This is a genomic window from uncultured Flavobacterium sp., assembly GCF_963975515.1.
Taxonomy (GTDB): domain Bacteria; phylum Bacteroidota; class Bacteroidia; order Flavobacteriales; family Flavobacteriaceae; genus Flavobacterium.
The window spans coordinates 1-22,196 of sequence record NZ_CAXBGY010000012.1 but is presented as its reverse complement, the minus strand read 5'-3'; the positions used below and the strand labels follow the sequence as shown (position 1 = coordinate 22,196).

General features: G+C 30.9%; 17 protein-coding genes. 10 read left to right on the top strand and 7 right to left on the bottom strand.

The genetic code is table 11. The annotated features are described in order from the left end of the window. The first annotated feature begins 65 nt into the window (after nucleotides 1–65). From AAC008_RS12355 to AAC008_RS12335, 5 genes are all read left to right on the top strand, one after another. Entirely contained in the window at nucleotides 66–2,012 is a 1,947-nt protein-coding gene (locus AAC008_RS12355; protein ID WP_339889594.1) for a hypothetical protein, read from the top strand. A 98-nt stretch (nucleotides 2,013–2,110) separates the two neighbouring features. Then, nucleotides 2,111–3,298, top strand: a complete 1,188-nt coding sequence (locus AAC008_RS12350; RefSeq protein ID WP_339889593.1) for a phosphoglycerate kinase — start codon at nucleotides 2,111–2,113, stop codon at nucleotides 3,296–3,298. A gap of 68 nt (nucleotides 3,299–3,366) precedes the next feature. Next, on the top strand, nucleotides 3,367–4,884 hold the full coding sequence (locus tag AAC008_RS12345; protein WP_339889592.1) for a transglycosylase SLT domain-containing protein: 1,518 nt from the start codon (nucleotides 3,367–3,369) through the stop codon (nucleotides 4,882–4,884). Between the two features lie 22 nt (nucleotides 4,885–4,906). Beyond that, nucleotides 4,907–5,884, top strand: a complete 978-nt coding sequence (locus AAC008_RS12340; protein WP_339889591.1) for a DUF4837 family protein — start codon at nucleotides 4,907–4,909, stop codon at nucleotides 5,882–5,884. 83 nt (nucleotides 5,885–5,967) lie between these two features. Next, the gene (locus tag AAC008_RS12335; protein ID WP_339889590.1) at nucleotides 5,968–6,411 is read left to right on the top strand and encodes a GNAT family N-acetyltransferase; all 444 of its coding nucleotides are present in this window, start codon (nucleotides 5,968–5,970) and stop codon (nucleotides 6,409–6,411) included. A gap of 20 nt (nucleotides 6,412–6,431) precedes the next feature. Here the strand turns inward: AAC008_RS12335 and AAC008_RS12330 are convergent, their stop codons facing one another. From AAC008_RS12330 to AAC008_RS12300, 7 genes are all read right to left on the bottom strand, one after another. After that, complete coding sequence (locus tag AAC008_RS12330; RefSeq protein WP_339889589.1) at nucleotides 6,432–6,896, bottom strand: hypothetical protein; 465 nt, start codon at nucleotides 6,894–6,896, stop codon at nucleotides 6,432–6,434. Between the two features lie 26 nt (nucleotides 6,897–6,922). After that, nucleotides 6,923–7,711 (bottom strand): OmpA family protein, encoded by a 789-nt coding sequence (locus tag AAC008_RS12325; protein WP_339889588.1) that lies wholly within the window; start codon nucleotides 7,709–7,711, stop codon nucleotides 6,923–6,925. A 35-nt stretch (nucleotides 7,712–7,746) separates the two neighbouring features. After that, complete coding sequence (locus AAC008_RS12320) at nucleotides 7,747–9,378, bottom strand: S41 family peptidase (protein ID WP_339889587.1); 1,632 nt, start codon at nucleotides 9,376–9,378, stop codon at nucleotides 7,747–7,749. Between the two features lie 72 nt (nucleotides 9,379–9,450). Continuing rightward, on the bottom strand, nucleotides 9,451–9,822 hold the full coding sequence (gene rnpA, locus AAC008_RS12315) for a ribonuclease P protein component (protein ID WP_339889586.1): 372 nt from the start codon (nucleotides 9,820–9,822) through the stop codon (nucleotides 9,451–9,453). 60 nt (nucleotides 9,823–9,882) lie between these two features. Beyond that, on the bottom strand, nucleotides 9,883–11,763 hold the full coding sequence (locus tag AAC008_RS12310) for a M1 family metallopeptidase (protein ID WP_339889585.1): 1,881 nt from the start codon (nucleotides 11,761–11,763) through the stop codon (nucleotides 9,883–9,885). 79 nt (nucleotides 11,764–11,842) lie between these two features. Beyond that, entirely contained in the window at nucleotides 11,843–13,429 is a 1,587-nt protein-coding gene (locus tag AAC008_RS12305) for a S8 family peptidase (protein ID WP_339889584.1), read from the bottom strand. Nucleotides 13,430–13,483: 54 nt separating this feature from the next. Next, entirely contained in the window at nucleotides 13,484–14,347 is an 864-nt protein-coding gene (locus AAC008_RS12300) for an MBL fold metallo-hydrolase (protein WP_339889583.1), read from the bottom strand. 164 nt (nucleotides 14,348–14,511) lie between these two features. On the opposite strand from AAC008_RS12300, the gene AAC008_RS12295 reads away from it, so the two are divergent. The 5 genes from AAC008_RS12295 to AAC008_RS12275 form a co-directional block, all read left to right on the top strand. Next, complete coding sequence (locus AAC008_RS12295; protein WP_339889582.1) at nucleotides 14,512–14,841, top strand: iron-sulfur cluster assembly accessory protein; 330 nt, start codon at nucleotides 14,512–14,514, stop codon at nucleotides 14,839–14,841. A gap of 16 nt (nucleotides 14,842–14,857) precedes the next feature. Continuing rightward, nucleotides 14,858–16,306: a Fe-S cluster assembly protein SufB gene (sufB, locus tag AAC008_RS12290; RefSeq protein WP_339889581.1), complete on the top strand. Its 1,449-nt coding sequence runs from the start codon at nucleotides 14,858–14,860 to the stop codon at nucleotides 16,304–16,306. Nucleotides 16,307–16,352: 46 nt separating this feature from the next. Further along, nucleotides 16,353–17,102, top strand: a complete 750-nt coding sequence (gene sufC / locus AAC008_RS12285; RefSeq protein ID WP_339889580.1) for a Fe-S cluster assembly ATPase SufC — start codon at nucleotides 16,353–16,355, stop codon at nucleotides 17,100–17,102. 74 nt (nucleotides 17,103–17,176) lie between these two features. Beyond that, the gene (gene sufD / locus AAC008_RS12280) at nucleotides 17,177–18,493 is read left to right on the top strand and encodes a Fe-S cluster assembly protein SufD (protein WP_339889579.1); all 1,317 of its coding nucleotides are present in this window, start codon (nucleotides 17,177–17,179) and stop codon (nucleotides 18,491–18,493) included. 297 nt (nucleotides 18,494–18,790) lie between these two features. Continuing rightward, nucleotides 18,791–22,196: hypothetical protein (locus tag AAC008_RS12275; RefSeq protein ID WP_339889578.1), on the top strand; the 3,406-nt coding region annotated here is incomplete at its 3' end.

Below are 22,196 nucleotides of genomic sequence, written 5' to 3'. Positions count from 1 at the left end.
AAGTAAATGTACATAAAAATAATTGTTAATGATTCGTTAGTATAATAATTGTAAAACTAAGTATTATGTTAAGCAAAATTTCAAAATTAGGGTTAATGGTTGCAATCCTTTTTGCAACATCTTTTTCTTATGGTCAATTACCCGTTCCTTTTAAAGTAAGATATCAGTCTTATGTTAAAGGCGATATGACTGTTATAGCAAACAATATTGTGAACAGAAAAGATTATGGAAATAATCCAAACATGCCATACATGAACGCAACTAAAACAGCCAAACTTAATGACGAGTTTGAAATGTTTTATATTGATATTGATAGTGACATGTCTACTTTTAGTTCTAGTGCTGCAACATTATATCTTGAAAATGAAGAAAATAAAAAAATAGTTTACGCTGGTTTATACTGGTCTGCCACTTATAAATACAATAGTGGAATCAAAAAGAAACGCAACAAATTTAAAGCATTTGATAAAAATAGAGAAGAGTTTGATCAAATTAAATTGAAACTTCCTGGAGAATCTAAATATGTAGATATAAAAGGAAATATAATTTTTGATGGTTTAGATAAAAAAGGATTTGACGAAAGTGCTCCATATGCAGTTTATGCTGACATTACCGATTTAGTAAAAGAGCTTGGAAGTCCTGTTGGAGAATATACAGTTGCAAACATAAAAGCAACACAAGGAGTTGTTGAAGGTGGAGTTTCAGGTGGATGGACAATGTTTTTTGTTTATGAAGATGATAACGAAACAGCAAAATTCATAACTTCATATGATGGTTTTGCAGGTGTAACAGATAAAGACACAGAAATATTATTTACAGGATTTAAAACTTTACCTGAAGGAAATGTTTTTGCTAAATTAGCTTGTGCTGGTTTAGAAGGGGATAATAATTTAGCTGGAGACCAATTACAAATAAAATCTCAACTAAGTGAAATTTTCACATTATTAAGCGGACCATTAAAATTAGAAAATAATTTTTTCAATAGTAATATTATTATAAATGACCAATACTTTACGGACAGAAACCCAAACAGTAAAAATACCCTAGGTTATGACACAAGTTTAATAACTATTGCAAATCCTGATAATTCTGTTATTCAAAATAATACGGATAATGTAACCTTAAAGCTTAAAACAGTAGGAGATAGATACTTTATGTTCTTTAACGCTTTCAATGTAGAGGTTCAAGATGCTAAAAAAGAACCAGTTATGTTTGTTTCAAATGAAGCTGAAGAAACTAAAGAATCTGTTACAACTCCTATAGTTACAGAAACAGTTATTGCCGACAATACAAAACCTACAACAACAACTATTGTTAAAAACGAAATAAAGTCAGAAACTAAAATACCAACTAAAGAGAATATAGTTGCTGAAACAACTAAAATAGAAGTTAAAGCAATTGAGCCGACCAAAAAAGAAACAATAATTGCAGTTAAAGTCGATAACAGTCCAAAAGAAAACACAAACAGTGTTGTTTTAGCTCCAAAAAAAGAAGTTGTAGTTAGTCACCCAAAAGTTAAGACCGAGAACAATGATGTTGTTGCCTCAAACACAACAATGATTGATCCAGTTATGATTAGCGAAAAATTGAGTCAAGTTGCACAAAATCAATATGGACAAAAACAAAAAATCACCGCAATTCCAGGACCAATGGTTGAAATTTATAATCAACAACGTGGATTTTATGTAATTGCAAATGTGTTTGCTGTTCATAGAAATGCAACTCGTTTTGTTGCAAAACTAAGAAGTTTAGGTATTGATGCTAATTTCTTTATCAACCCAAAAAATAATTACAGATATGTTTTTGTAAGTAAAAATGATTCTTGGACAAATGCTTTAAATTTATATTATTCAAATGTTAACGGAAAATATTATGGTGATACTTGGATAATGTTAGTAAACACTAGTCCTGACCAATTAGTAAGTAATGAACAGAATGTAGATTATAATGACCCTTTTTGTCCCCAACAAAAAATGGTTGCCACGAGATCTAAAGATGACGAACTCGTGTAAACGTTAAATTAGTATTAAAAAAAGACTCATTTGTGAGTCTTTTTTATTTTTGTATAAAAAATAGATCAATTTCAATAAACTGAAAACAATAACTTCTTATGAAAACAATCAATAATTTAGACTTTAATGGAAAAAAAGCAATTATCAGAGTTGATTTTAATGTTCCTTTAGACGAAAATTTTAATGTAACTGATGCAACACGAATTGAAGCTGCAAAACCAACTATTGATAAAATCTTAAATGAGGGTGGAAGTGTAATCTTAATGTCGCATTTAGGAAGACCAAAAGGAAAGGAAGAAAAATATTCATTAAAGCATATTATTGGTAAAGTTTCAGAAATTTTAGGAAGAGAAATTCTTTTTGCAGATGATTGTATAGGTAGCGATGCACACTCAAAAGCAAGCAATCTACAACCAAATCAAATACTTCTACTAGAAAACCTTAGGTTTTATAAGGAAGAAGAAGCAGGAGATTCTGACTTCGCAAAAAAATTATCAACGTTAGGAGATGTATATGTAAATGATGCTTTTGGAACAGCACATAGAGCGCATGCTTCAACAACTATAATTGCAAATTATTTTCCAAATGATAAATATTTCGGATTATTGTTAGCCAAAGAAATTGAAAGCATCAATAAAGTACTTAAGGATTCTCAAAAACCAGTTACAGCAATTTTAGGGGGTTCAAAAGTATCTTCGAAAATTACAATTATCGAAAATATTTTAGATAAAATCGACCATATGATAATTGGTGGAGGAATGACTTTTACTTTTATCAAAGCTTTAGGCGGAAGTGTTGGAAACTCTATATGTGAGGATGATAAGATGGATTTAGCTTTAGAAATTTTAAAAAAAGCAAAAGAAAAAGGAGTGCAAATACATTTACCAGTTGATGTAATTGCTGCTGATGCTTTTTCTAACGATGCTAATACTCAAATAATTGATGTAACTAAAATTCCTGATGGTTGGCAAGGTTTAGATGCTGGACCAAAATCGCTTGAACTTTTTGAAGAAGTAATTTTAAAATCGAAAACGATTCTTTGGAATGGACCAGTTGGTGTTTTCGAAATGCCAAGTTTTGCTAATGGAACAATTAAAGTTGGAGAATATATTGCTGCAGCAACTAAAAACGGAGCTTTTTCTCTAGTTGGTGGTGGTGACTCAGTTTCAGCAGTAAAACAATTTGGTTTTGAAGATCAAGTAAGCTATGTTTCCACAGGTGGTGGAGCAATGTTAGAAATGCTAGAAGGAAAAACTTTACCTGGAATTCAAGCTATTATCCAATAATAATACTATTTTTGACTTTTTTGAGTTATCATAGATTAATAAACTATTAAATTACAAATTCCTGCAAGATGAAAATCAAAAACATTTTATTCTTACTATTACCTTTAATTTCCTTTGCACAAGAAAGTGTAGAGGCAAATTTAATTGAAGAAACAGTTACAAAAGTTTCTTATTTAGATTCTTTAAAAGCATCATTTGTTAACCACAGTACAAGCATTTGTATAGATAGCAGATGGATGGAAGAATTATCTAACCAAGAGCTTTTTGATAATATGTACGAAGATGTTTCTGACTTGGACATAGAGGAAGCTGTTGCTTACGAAATGTCAACAGAAGTTCTTAAGAAAAGACTTAAAAAAATGGATGATAAATCACCATTTAATATTGAGTATAACACATCACTTGAAAATGTAATTAAATCATTCTTAAAAAACAGAAAACATAGTTTTGAACGATTAATGGCTATTTCTGAATATTATTTTCCAATGTTTGAAGAGCATTTAGCTAAATATGATGTGCCTTTAGAAATTAAATATTTAGCAATTGTAGAATCAGCTTTAAATCCAAGAGCAAAAAGTAGAGTTGGTGCTTCTGGACTTTGGCAATTTATGTATCCAACTGGAAAACAATTTAACTTAGAAGTCAATTCTTATGTTGATGAAAGATACGATCCCTTAAAAGCAACTGAAGCAGCTTGCCAATATTTATCTAGTTTATATAAAATTTTTGGAGATTGGAGTTTAGTTTTAGCTTCATATAATGCTGGCCCAGGAAATGTTTCTAAAGCCATAAGACGTTCTGGAGGAAGTCAAAATTATTGGATTATTAGAAAAAATCTTCCTAGAGAAACAGCTAATTATGTACCCGCTTTTTTAGCTACAATGTATATTTATGAATATAAAAAGGAATTGGGAATTAAACCAAAAAAAGCACCTTTAACTTATTTTGAAACTGACACCATTAAGGTTAGAAGAGAAATGAGTTTCAAACAGGTTTCGGATTTATTTGATATTCCTCAAGATCAAGTAGAATTTTTAAACCCAATTTATAAATTAAACATAATTCCTTTTAACGAAGATAAACCTCACTTTTTAAGATTACCAAAAGATAAAATCGGTTTATTTGTTTCTAATGAAGAAGCAGTTTATGCTTACATTGATTATGTAAAAAATGGTGGAGAAAAAGCACAAGATGCTATTGTTGAAAATTCTGAAGAAACAAATATCGTTGAATATAAAGAAACCAAAACAAAAAGTAAATTAGCGTACCATTCAGTAAGACGTGGAGAAAGTCTTGGTTTAATTGCACAAAAATATGATGTTTCTGTTTCAGAAATAAAAAAATGGAATAATCTTAGGTCTTCCACAATACAAACTGGAAATAAATTAAAAATTTATAGCACAAAAGAAGATAATTCAAAGACTTCTAGATCAACCAGTACAACTAGTTATATAGTTAGAAATGGGGATTCATTATACACTATTGCAAAAAAATATCCTGGAGTTTCTACAGACGATTTAAAAAAATGGAACGATATTAGTGGTGATAATATTCAACCCGGAATGAAATTAAAAATAAACGGGTAAAATCTTATTAAATCAACCTCAAATGAAAAGATCTTTTTTACTTCTGTTTCTTTCCTTCTTATTATTTTCTTGTAAAGAAGAAGCTTCTAACAACAAAGGACTTTCTGAATCTTCAGGAAATATTAATAACGTTTCTATTTTTATTGATGAACCACTTTGGAATGGAGAAATTGGAGATTCTTTGCGTAAAAAATTTGCTGCACCAGTAGACGGTTTGCCTCAAGAAGAGCCTTTGTTTAATATCAATCAATATCCAACAAAAATATTTGATGGTTTTGTAAAAAAAGGAAGAAACATAATTGTTGTTCAAAAAGCAGACAAAACGGGTTTTGGAGCTTCTAAAGATTTATACGCAGCACCTCAAAATGTTTTTTTTATATCAGGAAAAACAAATGAAGATTTATTAAAAATTATTGAATCTAAATCTAAAGAAATAATTAGCACGGTTAAAAACGGTGAAATTATTGAGAATCAAAAACGAATGAAAAAATCATTGGTTAATGATAAAAAGATAGAAGACAAATTTGGTGTGTCTATGAACATTGGTTATGGTTATGAATATGACACGGTTAAAGATAAATTTATTTGGTTACGAAAAGAATTTCAATCAGGTTACAATAGTATTTTAATTTACGAAGTGCCTATTGAAAGTGTAGAAAAAAATCAGGATATCGTTCAAAATATAATAAACATTAGAGATTCTATTGGAAAAGCAAATATTCATGGAATGTTGCCAAACACATGGATGATTACCGAAGAAGCTTATGCACCTTATTTGTTTGAAACAAAATTAGACAACAAGTTTACATATTTAGCTAAAGGTACTTGGGTTTTAAAAAACGATTTTATGGGTGGACCTTTTGTAAATTATGCTATCAAAGACACTAAAAACAATCGTTATCTAATTGTTGAAGGATTTACTTACTTGCCTACAAAAGCCAAAAGAGATCACATGTTCGAAATGGAAGCAATAATCAATTCAACAAAATTTATAAAATAAAAATTTTAATAAGATACTATCGAAGAGCAAATCAACTTATTTTTAAAATAGTTTTTTTGCTCTTTTTTTAATTCATTTCTCAGATGCTAATATTCCAAATAAAGCGATTTAACGAACTTTCTATTTACGAACTATATAAATTGCTACAATTGCGAAGCGAAGTCTTTGTGGTGGAGCAAAATTGCGTCTATCAAGACATTGATGGTAAAGATGAGAAAGCTTTACATGTTTTAGGTTTTTATGAAAACGAAATTGTGGCTTACACTAGATTATTCGACAAAGGATATTATTTTGACGAAGCTTCAATTGGTAGAGTAGTTACGAGTCCAAAAGTACGCGACAAAAAATGGGGTCACGATTTGATGAAAGTTTCCATTGAAGCTATTGAAAAAGAATACGACATTAGTGAAATCACAATTTCTGCTCAAGAACATCTAAAAAAATTCTACGAAGCTCATCAATTTGTGCAAAGCAGCGAAATGTATTTAGAAGATGATATTCCGCATATTCAAATGAAGAGAAGTTGATTATTAAATCAAATAAATGCTTATCTAATGCTTAAATAATCACAAATAGTATTTGAATTTATAGCTGTTATTATTCTTTTAATATTATCAGTCATTGGATGGGTAATGGTATAATCAGCGTCAAAATTTAGAAATAAATTGTGCTTTTGCATATCTTGTTCCATAGACAAATGATTTAAGAACCCTGCATAAAGTTCTGTTTTTTCAGTTTCATCTGTAATGCCAGTAGGAATTTTTAAAAAATAATAAAATGTATGATATAAATTCTTTTTATCACTTAAACAATTAATTGCGTTTTCTTCAACGGACGCATTTTCAGCTGTGTCATTATAGATGGTAATAAATAATTGGGCAACACTATATTTAGAGTAATCAATTATAGTATATTCAATTTTTTTTCCTTTAAAATCAAAACTTTTAATCTCTTTTACTTGAGAAAATATAGAAGTAGAAACTAGTAGTGTTAATAAGTATATTTTTTTCATTTATTCTTTTTAAGGTTAATGTTGAATTACTCTATCTTAGTAATCACCAACTCAACTCTTCTGTCTTGTTCCGTACTATTTCCTAGTGGTTGTGTGTTTCCGTAACCGTTATAAATTAATCTTTTTTCATTAACTCTTCTAGAAATAAGATATTTATATACCGATTTTGCTCTGTTGACAGATAATTCGCGTTTTCTGGTGTCTTTGTCAATAGCTTCTTTTTGATAAGAAGGTGTACAACAAATATGTCCTTGAACTTCAAGTTGTATTTTTGGAAAACGGTGCATTTTTATAGCAATTTTATCTAATTCTTTTTTTGCAGAAGTTGTTAGTCTACTACTTCCTCTATCAAAAAAAACTTTGTCTAATGTGATTTTGTCACCAACAATGACATCTTTTCTTAAAACTGTATAATTTTCTGGTTTTGTTCTTTTTTCTTTAAGTAAGGGTTTAAAATTTATTAAAACATCGACTCTTCTGTTTTTAGAACGAATTTCGGGTACATTGCTTTCTAAATCTTCATCAATTACAATACTTCCTTTTCCTTCAATAGAAACAATGATTTTGTTTTTTATGCCTTTAAGCAACAAAGTATCTTTGATAGTATTGGCTCTTTTTGTTGATAAATCATAATTATAAGCATCTTTTCCTCTATCATCACAATAACCAAAAATCTGAATAGATTCTACCTTAGCAGTATCAATAGTTTTAATGAATTTTTGAAGTTCTTTTTGTTGGTCTTTTCGTATGTCGAACTTATCAAAATCAAAATAAATAGATTGTATTACCTCATCGTCTTGAGCATATGAAGTCATAATAAAAAGCAGAAAAATGTATTTAAGAAAGTGCATTATTTTTTTAATATTTTGTTATAATCTGATGAATTTTTTAAAACGGCTTTGGCTTTGTTGATTTCAATATTATTTTTAGTATCATAATCATACAAACCTTCTTTATATTGAAAACGAGTAATAATTTCATCATTCAAAAGCATAATAATTTCTGCTTTGTTTTTGTCTAGTTCTTTTTCGTTACTTTTTTCAATAGCGGTTTTCAGTAAATTGTATTCCGTTTGAATGTTTCCATCAATATTTTCTCTTTTTGCTACTTCTAATGTGTTTTCCAGCGCTTTTTCTGTTTCTGTGTTCATTTTGTAATCATTTTTCTTAACAAACTGTTTAAAGCCATCAAAATCTGAATTAGAAAATAGTGCGTTTGGATTGTTTTGATTTTTATAATAAAACTCAGTCACGTAATTAAAAATGGCATCATTAGCTGTTAAAGCTTTTGAAATTGTTGAAGGTTTTGTTTCTAAAATCTCCATATCTGGCATAATTCCTCCACCATCATAAACGGTTCTTCCTTTTTTAGTTTTAAAAGCATTATAGTTTTTTTCGTCTGTGCGAATTGCTTTTCCGTTTTCATCTTTATGTGAATAATCCAAAGCCTGAATGCATCTTCCTGAAGGAGTGTAATATTTAGAAATTGTAACTTTTACCTGTGTTCCGTAAGATAAATTTAAAGGTCTTTGTACTAATCCTTTTCCAAAACTTCTATTTCCAACAACAACAGCTCGGTCTAAATCTTGTAAAGCACCAGCAACAATTTCTGAAGCGGAAGCACTTCGGCCATTCACAATAATAGCTAACGGAATTTCTAAATCAACCGGTTCGTTTTTTGTTTTATAAGTACTGTTGTGTTTCTCTACTTTTGATTTTGTAGTAACAATTGTTTCGTTTTTAGGCACAAATAAATTGCAAATATTTACAGCTTCACCCAATAACCCACCTGGATTTCCTCTTAAATCTAGAATGATTTTTGTGGCTCCTTGTTTTTTTAAATCTAATAAAGCAGCTTTAGTATCAGAAGACGCTTTTTCAGTAAATTTTGATAAAACTATATAACCAATATTGTCTTCTAATAATTTGTAATAAGGAACCGCTTTTAATTCAACTTCATCTAAAATAATAGTTCCGTTCGTTTTTTTACCTTGTCGGAAATAAACAATATTCACTTTGGTGTTTTTTGTTCCTTTTAGCAATTGCGAAGCATCTTCTTTAAAGTCTTTTAGCAATACATCATCAATTTGAATGATTTCATCACCAGCTTTTAATCCTGCTTTATCTGCTGGAAAATTTTTGTAAACTTCTTTAAGGATGACTTTATCTTCTTTACGAGTAATCATAGCTCCAATTCCAGTATATTCACCTGTGTTGTTAATTTTGAATTTAATTACATCTTGTTCATTAAAGAAAACCGTGTAAGGATCCAATTCTTTCAACATACTTTTGATTCCTTTATCCATCAAATCACCAGGATTAGTTTCATCCACATAATTTTGATTAACGATTTTGAATAAGTTGGTAAAAATTTCAATTTGTTTAGCTAATTCAAAGAAATCACCTTTGAAACTAACTCCAACAAATAAAAACGAAACAGCTATAATGGGAATAATGATTCTTTTTCTAAAAAAGGACTTCATAATAAGAGAATTAAGTAAAAATGAACTACGAATATAATTATAATTGAGCAAAAAGTAAACCAAAGTTAGGTTTTACTTAACATTTTCAACAAATTTCTGAAAAAGTTGGATAGTTTTCTCGTTAATCTCTTGATAAGTCAAACGATCTTTCGATTGATAAAAAAACATGAAAGCATAAGGTTTTTCAAGATTTTCTGTCAAAATATGTTTGTTTAATCGATAAGTTTCGCGCAATAAACGTTTAAAATAATTTCGATCAACGGCATTTTTAAAATGTTTTTTTGAAACAGAAACGCCCATTTTAATTATTTCCTTTTCTTCTAAAGGATTTTCTACAAAAACCAAACGCAATGGGTATTTGGATACAGATTTTCCTTCACTAAAAAGTAAATCTATAGTATTTTTGCTTTTAAGCTTTTCTGTTTTGGGATAAGTAAATGCCATATGGCAAAGGTATAAAAAAAGCTGTCGTAAAATAGACAGCTTTTTTCAATTTTGTTGAGGTTATTTTTTCTCGTAAACATTATCATCTCTTTTAACATCGGCCATCAATCCGCTAGGATCAATAACAATTGCTTTTATAGACGATTTCGTTTTTGGAATATAAACAGAATAAGTTGGGTAAGCCCAATCCCATCCGTTTAAAACAGTTCTTTTTATGTCTAAATAAGGGTTTTCTTTTTCAAAACGCATTAGCGTATTTGGAATGTAAAACGTTTCTTTTGAACCATCTTCATAAACAACTAATAAATCAATTGGCATTGGCATTCTGCCTTTTCTTTCTAGCGTTAAAGTTGTTTTTCCGTTATTTTCTTCTAAACCTTGAATGGCATAATCAATTGTGTTTGTAGTTTGTGTCCAGTCCACTAAATACCAATCTAAATTTGCACCTGAAACTCTTTCAGCACTTCTTTTAATGTCATTTGGCGTTGGATGCGTTAATTTATAATCGTAATAATAACGTTTTAAGGTTTTCATTAAATTATCACTTCCTATTAAATAGCCTAATTGAGCTAAGAAAACTTCCCCTTTACTATAAGCTCCAATACTATAACCCATATTATAATCATAACGATCAGCGTGAGTTGATAATGGTTGTTCTTTTCCTGAATTAGCCAAATAAGTATAATTTCTGTAAGCGCTTTCAAAAACATTATCTTCTTTTTCTTTTGGAGGCATTACTACATCCATTGCTAAATCTGAAATAAATGAAGTAAAACCTTCATCCATCCATTCATGCTTAGATTCATTTGAAGCCAATACAAATTGAAACCAAGAATGAGCAAACTCGTGCGCTGTGACACCAACTAAACTTCCATAACTTCTGTTTCCAGTGATTAAAGTACACATTCCATATTCCATTCCACCATCACCACCTTGAATAACTGAGTATTGTTTGTATGGATATGGTCCAACATTTTTATTAAAAAAAGCTAATAATTCAGCTGTTTTAGGCTGCATTTTCTTCCAGTTTTCTAAGTTTTCTGTTTTGTTTTTGTAAAGAAAATGAAGTTCTACATTGTTTTCACCAATCAAAATATCATGAATATAATCATTGTCTGCTGCCCAAGTAAAATCGTGCACATTTGGAGCTACAAAATGCCAAGTTAACTCTTTGGTTTTTCTAGGATACTTAACTTCAATTCCTTTATCTTGATAACCGTGTCCAATTTCGTTTTTGTTTTGTAAATAACCAGTTCCACCAACTGTGTAGTCTTTATCGATTGTTAGCTTTACATCAAAATCTCCCCAAACTCCGTGAAATTCACGACCAATATAAGGATCAGCATGCCAACCTTCAAAGTCATATTCAGCCATTTTCGGATACCATTGCGTCATGGATAAAGCCACATCTTCTTCAGAGTTTCTTCCTGAACGTCGAACTTGTAAAGGAACTTGTCCATCAAAAGTTAATGAGAAATTTGATTTTGATTTTGGCAAAATAGCTTCAGCCAAAGTAACTTCTAAAACTGTTCCAACTACTCTTGTAGTTGCTGATTTACCGTTTTGTTTGAAATTTGAAATTTTTAAATATCCAATTTCATCAGACTTTAGTGCTTTAATTCTACTTTCAGTAACTTCTTTTTCGGCAACTTTAAATTTTCTTACCATTCGTTTATCTGGATCAGAAATAGTTTGCAAACGAATGTCCATTGCGCTTCCCGGTTGAAAAGCATTTGGATATAAATGATAATAAACTTTTCGTAAAGTATCAGCAGAATTATTGGTGTAAACTAATTCTTGTGTTCCTGTATATTGATAGTTTTTCACATCCATTTTCACATCCATCTTATAGTCAACATGTTGTTGCCAATAACCAGGATTAGGATTGTTTTGTGCAAATCCAATAAAAGAAATTAGAGTAATTAAAAGTGTTTTTTTCATAGTGATTTATTTAAAAAAACCACAAAGCATAGTATTGGTATGACTTTGTGGTTTTATATTTGAAACTTAAAAAGTTATATTACATTTTTGAAGCCATAAGTAATGCATTGTAAGCATTTACTATTCTACCAGATTTTGAAATTTCAGCAAAATTAGCATCGTGTTGATCTTCATCAACTAAAATAGCATTTTTCAATGGTGTTCCACTAAGTATAATAATTTGTTTTACTTGAGAAGCAGATAATTTTGGGTAATAAGAACGAATTAAAGCAGCAACTCCAGCAACGTTTGGTGAAGCCATTGAAGTTCCTTGTAAGTATCTGTAATTATTATTTGGAGTAGTAGCATAAATTTGCATTCCTGGAGCAAATACATCTACATTGTTTTTACCATAATTAGAGAATGGAGCTACCATATTAGAACTGTATGTTGCATTTAAAGCACCAATGATTAAAACATTATCTGAAATTTCAGGAGCACCATCATATGAATCACTTGGGTATTTATTGTGTACATCTAAGTCTTTAGAATCATTACCAGCAGCAAAAATTACTAATACGTCTTTTTTAGCAGCATATTTCAAAGCGTCCATAACCCATTCTTTATGAGGAGAATAATATTTTCCAAAAGAACCATTTATTACTTTTGCACCATTATCAACAGCATAACGAATTCCTAAAGCAATATCTTTATCGTATTCATCTCCGTTTGGAACAGCTCTAACAGCCATAATTGCAACATTATCAGCTACACCATCTCCACCTTTTCCGTTTCCTCTAACTTGAGCAACGATTCCTGCAACGTGAGTTCCGTGTAAAGCATCTTCTGGGTTTGGTCCAACTACATTATTGTTTCCATATTTTGTATCGTTTATGTCATTTGGGTTATCTCCAACAACTTTACGACCATCAAAATCAGGGTTTAAGTTATAATTTAATTGATCGTTAAAATGTTTAACTCCACCTTTTACTTGCTCAGTAAAATCTGCTACAGTAGATCTTGATAAAACTCTAGTAAAGAATGTTTTGTTATTATTTACTGTTTCATTATCAGAAGTTATTGCTTTTACATCAGCTAGATTAAAATCTTCTTTTTTAAGAAAATCTTGCATGTCTTTAACAGATTTTAAATAACCTTCATACATTTCTTTACTTTTAAGAGCACCTTCTCTTTCACCATCTAATTCAGCTTTTGCTTTAGCATAGTCAGGAGCGGTTGGTCCAGCTTTAACAATTCTTGTCATTTCTAATTGTTCGTCAACTGAGTTTCCTAAGAAATTCCATCCATTAATGTCATCAATATAACCGTTTTTGTCATCATCAATTCCGTTTCCAGCAATTTCTTTTGGGTTTACCCAAATTACTGATTTTAAATCTTCATGATTAATATCAACACCAGAATCAACAATTCCAACAATTACTTTAGTGCTTTTCTTACCTTTAAGTAATTCAGAAAATGCTTTATCAACACTCATTCCAGGAACTGAGTCTTTAACTAAATCTAAGTGGCTCCAACGTTGTAATTCGTTTTCAGTTAATTTAGTTGTTTTTGTTTGAATAGCATCAATGTTTTCAACAGGAGTTGATACCATTTGTGAAACTCCACCACAACTAGCTAATAAAAGAGCTAATGCAGCAGATACATAAAAGGGTTTAAATGTTCTCATTATTTTGAATTTATTTATATTTATTAGACAATTATTTTTTTAAAAAGTTACATATTAAAGATTAAAAACCTCATTACAGGTTAATATCTCATTCAAACGAATACCTTTTTCTGTTTTTTGAACGGTTATAATTTCGTTATGAGCATCGTGCTCTAAAATTAATTTAAAGTTTTTTTCAGCAGCCATTTCAAGGAAAATTTCTTTTTCTCCAAGAGTTAATAATGGTCTCGTATCATAACCCATTACATAAGGTAAAGGAATATGACCAGCAGTTGGTAATAAATCTGCCATAAAACAAAAAGTTTCACCATTATAATTAATCATTGGAATCATTTGCTTTTCTGTATGTCCATCTGCAAAGAATATTCCAAAACCTAATTCAGATTTTTCTAGTAAGGCATTATCTGGTCTTTTAATAAAATTTAAATGACCACTTTCTTGTATTGGAATTATGTTTTCATGTAAAAAAGAAGCTTTTTCACGATTGTTTGGTTTGGTTGCCCATTCCCAATGGTTTTCATTAGTCCAGTATTTTGCGTTTTTGAAAGCTACTTCATAACCAGTTCTATCTTTATTCCAAATTACACTTCCTCCACAATGGTCAAAATGCAAATGTGTCATAAATACATCTGTAACATCATCACGATGAAAACCATATTTTTCTAAGGATTTATCAATAGAATGATTTCCCCAAAGTGAATAATAACCAAAAAACTTATCAGATTGCTTGTTACCCATTCCAGTATCAATCAAAATTAAACGATTTCCATCTTCTATTAACAAACACCTTGCGGCAATGTCAATTAAATTGTTTTCATCAGCTGGATTTGTTCTATTCCATAAAGTTTTAGGAACAACACCAAACATAGCTCCACCGTCTAATTTAAAATTTCCGGCTTCAATAGGATATAATTTCATTTTAAAAATTTGATTGCAAGTTACAAAAAAAGCTATATTCAATTAAAGGTTTTAGGTATAAATCTATTTTATAGTCTCATAAGTTATAAAAATGTTAGTATCCATTGTAAAAAGAGCTAAATACCTTATATTTGCCGTTAATTTAGACAAAATCAAAATAACAAATGATAAAAGTTTCTGATACAGCAAGCAAAAAAATCTTTGCTATGATGCAAGAAGATGGTTTTGACGCTACTCAAGATTTTGTTAGAGTAGGCGTAAAAAGTGGTGGGTGCTCTGGTTTGTCATACGAATTAAAGTTTGACAAAGAATTAAGAGAAAACGATAAAGTCTTTGAAGATAATAGTATAAAAATTGCAGTGGAAAAAAAGAGTTTTCTTTATTTAGCTGGAACAATATTAGAGTTTTCGGGAGGATTAAATGGTAAAGGTTTTGTGTTTAACAATCCAAACGCACAAAGAACTTGTGGTTGTGGGGAAAGTTTTTCACTTTAATCAATAAAAAAACAAAATGTCAAAATACACAGAAGACGATTTAAAAGTCGAATTAGAAAATAAAGAATACGAATACGGATTTTACACCGAATTAGACTCGGAAACTTTCCCTATTGGTCTTAATGAAGACATCGTTCGAGCAATTTCTTTAAAGAAAGAAGAGCCAGAATGGATGACAGAATGGAGATTAGAAGCTTTTAGAGCTTGGCAAGAAATGATTGAACCAGAATGGGCAAATGTTCATTATGCAAAACCAGATTTTCAAGCCATTTCGTATTATTCAGCTCCTAAAAAAGTGGATCCAAACAAAACATTAGACGATGTTGATCCAGAATTATTAGCCATGTACAAAAAGCTAGGTATTTCTGTCGATGAACAAAAGAAAATGAATAATGTAGCCATGGATATAGTTGTAGATTCTGTTTCAGTTGCTACAACTTTCAAGAAAACGTTAGGAGAGAAAGGAATCATTTTTATGAGTATTTCTGAAGCTATTAAAGAACATCCAGAATTAGTTAGAAAATATTTAGGAACAGTAGTTCCTCAAAAAGATAATTTTTATGCTGCTTTAAATTCAGCTGTTTTTTCTGATGGAAGTTTCTGTTATATTCCTAAAGGTGTTCGTTGCCCAATGGAACTATCCACTTATTTCAGAATTAATCAAGCAGGAACAGGTCAATTTGAAAGAACACTTTTAATTGCAGACGAAGGAAGTTATGTTTCTTATTTAGAAGGATGTACTGCTCCTAGTCGTGATGAAAATCAATTACACGCTGCTGTTGTTGAATTAATTGCCTTAGATGATGCAGAAATTAAATATTCTACCGTTCAAAACTGGTTTCCTGGAAACAAAGAAGGAAAAGGTGGAGTTTATAATTTCGTTACCAAAAGAGGTTTGTGTGAGAAAAACGCAAAAATATCTTGGACACAAGTAGAAACTGGTTCAGCCGTAACATGGAAATATCCTTCTTGTATCTTAAAAGGAGATAATTCTATTGGAGAATTTTATTCAATTGCTGTAACGAATAATTACCAACAAGCAGATACAGGTACAAAAATGATTCACTTAGGAAAAAATACTAAGTCAACAATTATTTCAAAAGGTATTTCTGCTGGAAAATCACAAAACAGTTATAGAGGTTTGGTTCAAATTTCAGCGAGAGCAGAAAATGCCCGTAACTTTTCTCAATGTGACAGTTTATTAATGGGAAATGAATGTGGTGCACACACTTTTCCATACATTGAAAGTAAAAATACATCATCAATAATAGAACACGAAGCTACAACCTCAAAAATTGGTGAAGATCAAGTTTTCTATTGTAACCAACGTGGAATTCCAACTGAAAAAGCTATTGCATTAATCGTAAATGGTTTTAGTAAAGAAGTGTTGAATAAGTTACCGATGGAATTTGCTGTAGAAGCTCAAAAATTATTAGAAATTTCCCTTGAGGGAAGTGTTGGATAAATCTTAATGAATCTTAATGCCTTAATGGTTTAAAATAAAGAATAAAATGTTATCAATAAAAAATTTACACGCTTCAATTGAAGATAAAGAAATATTAAAAGGAATTAATCTTGTAGTAAAAGCCGGAGAAGTTCATGCTATAATGGGTCCAAATGGTGCTGGAAAAAGTACGTTGGCATCAATCGTTGCTGGAAATGAAAATTATGAAGTTTCTAAAGGCTCTATTGAGTTAGATGGAGAAGATATTTCAGAATTAGCTCCAGAAGAAAGAGCTCATAAAGGAGTTTTCTTATCCTTTCAATATCCAGTTGAAATCCCAGGAGTTTCAGTAACAAACTTCATGAGGACAGCTATAAACGAAACACGTAAGGCAAAAGGTTTGGCAGATATGCCAGCTAACGAAATGCTAAAATTAATTCGTGAGAAATCTGAATTATTAGAAATTGATCGTAAGTTTTTATCACGTTCTTTAAACCAAGGGTTTTCTGGTGGTGAAAAGAAACGTAACGAAATATTCCAAATGGCAATGTTAGAACCGAAATTAGCAATTTTGGACGAAACGGATTCAGGTTTAGATATTGATGCTTTAAGAATCGTTGCAAACGGGGTAAATAAATTAAAAAGCAAGGACAATGCTGTTGTTGTAATTACACATTACCAAAGATTATTAGAATATATTGTTCCTGATTTTGTTCACGTATTGATGGATGGAAAAATTGTAAAGTCTGGTGGAAAAGAACTAGCTTTAGAATTAGAAGAAAAAGGATACGATTGGATTAAAGCTGAATTAGTTTAAAAATTTGTTTCAAGTTTTTTTAGTTTCAGGTTAACTACTGAAACAAAATAAACCTGAAACCTGAAACAATAAAAATGGATTTAAAAGAAAAATTAGTTTCGTCTTTCATGGCTTTTGAAGAAAAAATAGATACTTCTTCTGCATTACATGATGTGCGAACAAATGCTATAAAAAATTTCGAAAATAAAGGGTTTCCAACTAAAAAGGAAGAAGCTTGGAAATATACATCGTTAAACACAATCTTAAAAAACGATTTTTCTGTTTTTCCTAAAAAAGAAAATTCAGTTGAATTTGCTGAGGTAAAAAAATATTTTTTACACGAAGTTGATACATATAAAGTGATTTTTATCGATGGAAAATTCAGCTCGTTTTTATCGGCAACAACTCATGAAGGTATTGATGTTTGTTTAATGGCGTCTGCCTTAACAAAGCCAAAATATAAAATGATTATTGATGAATATTTCAATAAAATTGCTAGTAAAGATGAAACGTTAACATCATTAAATACTGCTTTTTCTCTGGAAGGTGCTTACATCAATATTCCGAAAAGCAAAATTGCAGATAAACCCATCGAAATTATTTATTTTTCTACTGGAGTTGAAGATGCCTTAATGGTTCAACCAAGAAATTTAGTAATCGTTGGAGAAAATGCACATGTTCAAATCATAGAAAGACATCAAAGCTTAAATAGTAATCCTGTTTTAACAAATTCGGTTACTGAAATTTATGCTCAAAAAAGAGCCATTGTTGATTATTATAAAATCCAGAATGATAACCTAACAGCAAATTTAATTGACAATACTTATATTTCTCAAAAACAAGAAAGTAGAGCTTCAGTTCATACATTTTCTTTTGGTGGAAACATAACTAGAAATAACTTAAACTTCTATCACTTTGGTGAACATATCGACAGTACTTTAAAAGGAATTACGATTATTGGTGATAAACAACACGTAGATCATTACACTTTAGTGCAACACGCAACACCAAATTGCGAAAGTCATCAAAATTATAAAACTATAATTGGTGATAGTGCAACGGGTGTTTTTAATGGTAAAATTTATGTTGAAAAAGAAGCGCAAAAAACAAATGCGTTTCAACAAAATAACAACATTTTACTTAGCGAAAAAGCGACAATAAACGCAAAACCACAATTAGAAATTTTTGCTGATGATGTTAAATGTTCTCACGGTTGTACCATTGGACAATTAGATGAAAGTGCAATGTTTTATATGCAACAACGTGGAATTCCAAAAAAAGAAGCAAGAGCTTTATTAATGTTTGCTTTTTGCAACGAAGTTTTGGAAAGTGTTAAAATTCCTGAATTAAAACAACGAATCACCAAAATTATCGCTTCAAAATTAGAAGTTAAATTAGGATTTGATTTGTAAATATTCTTTTCAGTTAAAAACAAAAACCATCTCTTTAGATGGTTTTTTGTTTTTAGATTAAGCACTTATTTTTTAATATATAAAGAATAAGCTTGTTTTTTAATTTTTAATAAGGCGTAGGAGCTTTTTTATTGTTATATTTTTATCAAAAAAATGTTATTTTGTTATATTTTAAAATTTTAATGTTAAAAATGCACTAAAATAAGGTTTATATTAAAGATTTTTTATAAAAAAAGGTATAATTGACAACATACATCATTTTTTTTTTTATTTTTACTTTCTTAAAAATATATTAAAATGCGTTTATATTTACTATTTACATTATTGTTTACATCTTTTATGTTTGGTCAACTTAGTGATAAGCACTGGCTTCCACCATTGCATTCAAGAAGCGCTTCTAATGTTGGTGAGCATGTTGTGTATCTTTCTACACCAGTAGCAACACCTTTTCAAGTAACAGTTACAAATGGAAATGGACTTGCTGTTGGAACCTATACAGTTTCTGCAGGTAACCCTACACAATTTACAGTTGGAAATGGACAGCCGTCTGATATGTTTGTAACTCAAGCGGGTTTACATACAGTTTCTGGCGATGATGGACTTATATTGACAGGATCAGCAGAGTTTTATGTAACTTTTAAAATCAGGTCTATTGCTCATGGTGAAGTATTTGTTTCTAAAGGAAGAGCAGGTCTAGGTAAAGATTTTAGATTAGGTAGTGTGCCTCAAAATTCGGATGATTCTAGTAGAAATTTTGTTTCTAGTTTTATGGCTACAGAAAACAATACAACGGTAACGGTTTCTGATTATGATTCTGGTGTTACTTTTACTACTTCAACTGGAACTAACAATAATGGATCACAAACATTTGCTTTACAAGCGGGCCAATCTGTCGTTTTGTCTGGATATACAAATGTACCCGCAAATTTAAATGGATTTATTGGGGCTCGTTTAACTTCAACAAAACCAGTTGCTGTTACTACGGGTAATATGACTACAAATCCTGCTCCAGGGGGTAATGACATATGTTTGGATCAAATCGTTCCTATTGAACAAATTGGAATGGAATATGTGGTAGTTAAAGGTAATGGAACTTCTGAAACTGAATTACCTATAGTAATAGCAACTCAAAATAACACACAAATATTTGTAAATGGTATTGTTGCTCCAGTAGCGACTATAAATACAGGAGACTATTATATTGTTCCTTTTTCATATTATCAAGGAGTATTTAATCAAAATATGTATATTGAAACGGATAAACCAGTTTATCTTTATCAAGTTTTAGCTGGTGATGTACAAACTTATACAGTAGGTTTAAACTTTATTCCTCCATTAAGTTGTTCTTATCCAAAAGTTGTTGATTTAATTCCTAGTATCAACTCTATAGGTACCTCTAATTCATTTACTTCTAATATTATTTTATTAGCTGTTGCAGGATCTGTTGTTTCTATAAATGGAACTGTAACTACAGCATTTCCACAGCCTGTGTTAGGTAATCCAAACTGGGTTACATATAGAATTGCAGGTTACACAGGAAATGTAAAAGTAGAATCCACAGGATCAACAGCGGTTGGAGTTTTTGGAGAATCAGGTACAATTGGGTATGCAAGTTTTTATTCAGGATTCGGATCTGTAAATATTACTTATCAGCCAGGAGACGGTGCTGTTGGTCTTGAAGAATCTGATATGACTATTGCTAATGGCTTAGCACCTTGTCCTGGAGATATAAGAGTTTTAGATACAGGTTTAGATCCTGCTGATTTTATTTTTGAATGGACAGTTGATACTGGTTCTGGACCCGTTATTATGACAGGTGAAACAGGACCTTCTTATACCGTAACTAGTCCCGGAACATATTGTGTTACTACTTCTAATGGATTTGTTGGAAGTGCATGTACTCAAACGGATTGTGTGGTTGTTGAATATCAACCTGGTTTTGTAATTAATAATAATCCAAATGATTTATTTAGTTGTAACTATAATTTTGATTTAAGCGAAAATTCTGCTACCATTTTAAATGGTTTAGATCCTTTTACTTATGAAGTTTTTTTCTATGCAACTATGCAAGATGCAATAGACAATATAAATCAAATACCAGCACTACAAACAACAACCACAATAGTAACAACTTTTTATGTAAGAGTTGAAGGTCTTGGTTTTACATGTGCTCAAACTACTCAATTTGACGCCATTGTTTCTCCATGTCAAGCTAGTACACCACCAGACATGATTGTTTGTGATGTAAATAATTCACCAGATGGTGTTGAGGCTTTTGATTTAACAAGTCAAAACGCAGCAGTTTTAGGAGGTTTAACAGCATCAAATTTCACTATAACATATCACTTAAGTCAAGCTGGAGCTGATGCAAATAATGATTTAGCTACACCACCAACAGCCTATGTTGGAGGTCCAAATCAAGTGATCTATGTTCGTATGGAGAGTAATGCAAACCCTACTCAATATAGTACAGCTTCATTTCTTTTAATAGTAAATGAATTACCAATAGCAGGTATTGGTGCAAATACAATTTGTTCGGGTCAAACGGCTACTGTTACAATTAGTGGAACACCCGGAGCTACTGTTAGTTATTTAGATAATTTAGGAGCTACTCAAACTGTTGTTTTAGATAGTTCGGGTTCAGCAACAATTACTACACCTATTTTAACATCTAATGCTACTTACTCTTTAGTTGACGTAACTTCAGTTGAAAACTGTACTCGAGTTGTAAATGGTTCGGCTACTGTAACTGTATTGCCATTACCGACAGCTACAATTTCGGCCAATACTATTTGTGAAGGTACAACAGGTACTGTAACTATTACAGGAACTCCAAATGCTACGGTTAATTATACGGTAGATAGTGGAGCAATTCAAACTATAATTTTAAACGGATCTGGAACTGCAGTGATAACGTCACCAGTTTTAACTTCAGATTCAGTTTATTGTGTTGATGAAGTTATTTCTGCTACTACACCAGCTTGTTCAGCAACGCTGACTAATGTTTGTGCAACTATAAATGTATTACCATTACCAACAGCTACAATTTCAGCTAATACAACATGTGTAGGTTCAACAGGAACTGTAACTATTACGGGAACAGCTAATGCTACGGTAACTTATTCAGTTGATGCAGGTATTAATCAGACGATTGTTTTAGATGGTTCAGGAAATGGGTCAATAACTTCACCTGTCTTGACAGCAAATTCTGAGTACTGCTTAGTTGATATAACTTCAAACACTACACCAGCTTGTACTACAACTTTCACTAATGTTTGTGCCACTATTACAGTGTTACCATTGCCAACAGCGACTATAGTAGCCAATACGGTTTGTTCTGGTACAACAGGAACTGTAACTATAACAGGAACTGCAAATGCTACGGTAACTTATTCAGTTGATTCTGGAGTTAACCAGACAATTGTTTTAAATGCTTCAGGAACGGGAACAATAACTACACCTACATTAACAGCAAATTCTGTTTATTGTTTAGTTAGCGTAACTTCTAACACTACACCAGCATGTACACAAACATTAACTGCTTGTGCCACCGTAACAGTTAATCCCTTACCGACGGTTTCAATTTCGACTACTACACCTTCTATATGTGCTGGTACATCGGCTACTATAGATTTTGTAGGAACGGCAAATGCTACCATTACTTATACGGTTAATGGAGTTTCTAGTACGATTGTATTAGATG

Coding starts and splice junctions, on each gene's coding strand:
- AAC008_RS12350 (WP_339889593.1), top strand. CDS start 2,111: ATGAAAACAATCAATAATTTAGACTTTAATGGAAAAAAAGCAATTATC.
- rnpA (WP_339889586.1), bottom strand. CDS start 9,822: ATGGCATTTACTTATCCCAAAACAGAAAAGCTTAAAAGCAAAAATACT.
- AAC008_RS12355 (WP_339889594.1), top strand. CDS start 66: ATGTTAAGCAAAATTTCAAAATTAGGGTTAATGGTTGCAATCCTTTTT.
- AAC008_RS12295 (WP_339889582.1), top strand. CDS start 14,512: ATGATAAAAGTTTCTGATACAGCAAGCAAAAAAATCTTTGCTATGATG.
- sufB (WP_339889581.1), top strand. CDS start 14,858: ATGTCAAAATACACAGAAGACGATTTAAAAGTCGAATTAGAAAATAAA.
- AAC008_RS12345 (WP_339889592.1), top strand. CDS start 3,367: ATGAAAATCAAAAACATTTTATTCTTACTATTACCTTTAATTTCCTTT.
- AAC008_RS12330 (WP_339889589.1), bottom strand. CDS start 6,896: ATGAAAAAAATATACTTATTAACACTACTAGTTTCTACTTCTATATTT.
- AAC008_RS12335 (WP_339889590.1), top strand. CDS start 5,968: ATGCTAATATTCCAAATAAAGCGATTTAACGAACTTTCTATTTACGAA.
- AAC008_RS12320 (WP_339889587.1), bottom strand. CDS start 9,378: ATGAAGTCCTTTTTTAGAAAAAGAATCATTATTCCCATTATAGCTGTT.
- AAC008_RS12340 (WP_339889591.1), top strand. CDS start 4,907: ATGAAAAGATCTTTTTTACTTCTGTTTCTTTCCTTCTTATTATTTTCT.
- sufC (WP_339889580.1), top strand. CDS start 16,353: ATGTTATCAATAAAAAATTTACACGCTTCAATTGAAGATAAAGAAATA.
- sufD (WP_339889579.1), top strand. CDS start 17,177: ATGGATTTAAAAGAAAAATTAGTTTCGTCTTTCATGGCTTTTGAAGAA.
- AAC008_RS12310 (WP_339889585.1), bottom strand. CDS start 11,763: ATGAAAAAAACACTTTTAATTACTCTAATTTCTTTTATTGGATTTGCA.
- AAC008_RS12305 (WP_339889584.1), bottom strand. CDS start 13,429: ATGAGAACATTTAAACCCTTTTATGTATCTGCTGCATTAGCTCTTTTA.
- AAC008_RS12325 (WP_339889588.1), bottom strand. CDS start 7,711: ATGACTTCATATGCTCAAGACGATGAGGTAATACAATCTATTTATTTT.
- AAC008_RS12300 (WP_339889583.1), bottom strand. CDS start 14,347: ATGAAATTATATCCTATTGAAGCCGGAAATTTTAAATTAGACGGTGGA.